At 66.6% G+C, this 2,915-nt stretch carries 1 protein-coding gene; it reads right to left on the reverse strand.

Annotation, left to right across the window (positions count from 1 at the left end):
* Positions 1 to 1,876: 1,876 nt before the first annotated feature.
* Positions 1,877 to 2,365 (reverse strand): hypothetical protein, encoded by a 489-nt coding sequence (locus tag FNH09_RS45825; RefSeq protein WP_152895785.1) that lies wholly within the window; start codon positions 2,363 to 2,365, stop codon positions 1,877 to 1,879.
* Positions 2,366 to 2,915 lie beyond the last annotated feature (550 nt).

The raw sequence follows: 2,915 nt of genomic DNA on the forward strand, positions 1-2,915 counted from the left end.
GCCCCCGACCACGCCCACAACCCCGCAGGCCACCCCTCCGACAACCCCGACCACAACTGTCGGTCTTCTCCCGACACCTGACGGAGTTTCCGCAGGTCACCATGCTGCTCGGGCGTGGTCGGCACCCAGACATCCCCCTCTGCACACCCCCGCACCCAGCACAAGCCAGGGAAAGGAAGGGAGGTAGGGGCGGGTAGGGCGGCGAGCCTCGGGGGATCGGAACGGCCACCTCTCCTCGCGCGTCGCCAGCCAGCCTCCGCGCGACCCGAACGCCGGACGCTGCGACCTGGCAGGGAGGCAGGGAAGCGAAGAGGCGGGACCGCCGCACGGCTGCGTGGTGCGCGGTCAACGGGGCGCACCACGTCTTCGGTGGCTGCGCTCAACGACCTCTTGCGGGAACGTCTGACAGGCGCAGCGGCGGTTGGAGGTCCGGGAGAGCGATTCCAAGATTGCGGCTAGGGGCTGCGGCACGGCATAGAGATCACACAAGAGTGTTTTTGATCCATGCGGACTTACTCGTTGCGCTGATTCACCGACGGATCTGCGCGCCCCACCCGCTATCGCCAATCACTTCAAGGCATACCGGTCAAGATCATCTCCGGTTCCGGGCTTGCGGTCCCGGATCGATCAAGAGAAGGAGGACCTTCGTGAAGTCTGAACCCGGAAGGGCGTCCCGATTGGGCCCGCTGCCCCGTCGATCCAAGTGGATCCAAGGCGGCACAATCGCCTCGGCCACACTCATCCTGGCAACTGGATTGGTCAGCCCGGCCGTGGCTGTAGCGCACAGCATCAGAGACCGTGCGAGCGTATTGAGCCGTGTGGGTGGTGGAGGCGACGAGTGCCGGGACGGGGAGCACCACGACAAGCCTGCGTTCCGCCCAGACTTCTGGAGCGAACGCCACTGCGCTGATGGTGCGAAGGGCGCCACGGGCCCCACTGGTGCGACCGGCGCTACCGGATCAACGGGCGCTACCGGAGCGACCGGAGCGACGGGCGCCACGGGCGCCACGGGGGCAACCGGAGTCGGCACCCAAGGCGCTACCGGTGCGACCGGACCAACGGGTCCAGGTGGAGGCGCCACTGGTGCGACCGGCGCTACCGGATCAACGGGCGCTACCGGAGCGACCGGCCCGACTGGTGCCACAGGCGCAACAGGGTCTGGCGGTCTGTCCGGCCGTGAGGTTGTGTTCAACGGCACTGATGTCCCCCCGGGCGAAGTCGGCAACGCCACGGCGACCTGCCCACCGGGAAAGGTCACCACGGGGGGAGGTATCACATGGTTCGGTGGCCCATGGGACACCGAGTACTCGAGGCCCGATAACAACGACCCCACGCTGTGGTACGCCGGCGCCCGCAACATCGGTACAGGGACGGGGACCATCTACGCCTACGCGATCTGCGTCACTCCATCCTCATAGGGCCTGAGCAAGTTTGAGGTGAGTGCGGGCTCCCGCGTGCAAGCCTAACCCTCGGGCGTGTGCCGCGGGCCCGGCCGTTCTCAGTCTGACTTGGGGCCCGGCGTCGGGGAACATCCCGTATTCTGGAAACGTCTCGTAGGAGAGACAGCTGGCGGGGAATTATCCGGACCAGGTTTGCCGACCTCCCGGAGATATACAATTCCCCGCCAGCCTTAGACGCCACACGCGGAAATTCCCGGCGCAGCATCCATACGCCAATCCGTATTCCTATTTCACCTGCGCGCGGTCTGCTCCGCAGACACGACGCGCCGCCGCTACGCGGCGGAAATGCAGCCGTGGCATTGCTACGCAATGCGTGAGGGGCGGCCCGCTGTGCGGGCCGCCCCTCACGGTCTCTGCGACGCTCCGCGCCGCAGGGGTGCGGGCCAGGTCGCCATCCCGGCCCGCTGACAGGGGCTCTAGGGGATCTCGTAGGCCACCGGCGGGTAGATCGCCTCGTCGTCCTGGAGGCTGAACGCGTCCTCGAACAAAGCCGGTTCACGATCCCCGATCAGCTCGGCCGCCTCCGCCGCCGTGCACTCCGCCAGCGACGCCCACCGCAGACGCCACGCCCGGATCACATACGCCGGGCCCTCCACGCCCCCGGAGGGGGAGCGCAGATACATCACGCCGTACGACAGCCGCTGCGCCAGCCCGCAAGCCAGCAGGAACGCCGCGTTCTCGAAGTACCGCTCCTCCGCACCGATCAGATCGTCGGCGGTGCCCTCACCCTCGACAGTCAGCGGCAGCGTCGCCGACAGCGGCCGTTCCATACCGTCCACCGTGACTCCGAGCCGCACCACGTGCTCACCCCGAGCCAGCCGCGCCATGACGCGGGCCAAAATCACGTACGCCTCTTTCCGGGCCTCATCGAAAACATCGAGAGAAACCGGCGGCAGCTGCACCATGATGGAACATCCTTTGTGTCGTAGGAGAATTACCCCCTGGCGAAGTTGCCGCTCCGCCAGGAATTCCATTTTATTTCGACACCTTCGTCCATGGAATAGGGCGGTACATTATGCCGAGGAAACCAGCCATTCTTACGCCGTGATAAGAGTGCGGAGAGTCACCGCCCCGGGGGCGCTCCCTGGCATTCGCCTCGGTCTTGAGTGGAGGTATGGGGCGAGCCCAGAAAGTATCCCTGCCTGGAATCTGACGCATTCTCGCGGCGGAGTGGAGACGGAGTTCCATCCCAGGATCTAGCCCACCATCAGCTTTGACGCACAGCATGGAAGTGACATCCCGTCACTTCCATGCGACGGGCTCGCCGTTCAGCCACCCCTCCCTTGCTGCTGCGCTTTTCTCCTGACCGCGGAGCGGTCAGACCCCGTACCAGCGCGGAGCGTTGGTACGACAGGGCTGCCACGGAGTGGCAGCCCGCTCCGGGCGGAGCCTGGAGCCGCCGGCGCGCAGCGCCGGGAAGCGTCGCGTAGCGACGCCGCGACGTGTCTGCGGAGC

The organism is Streptomyces adustus (assembly GCF_009377175.1).
GTDB classification, from domain to species: Bacteria; Actinomycetota; Actinomycetes; order Streptomycetales; family Streptomycetaceae; genus Streptomyces; species Streptomyces adustus.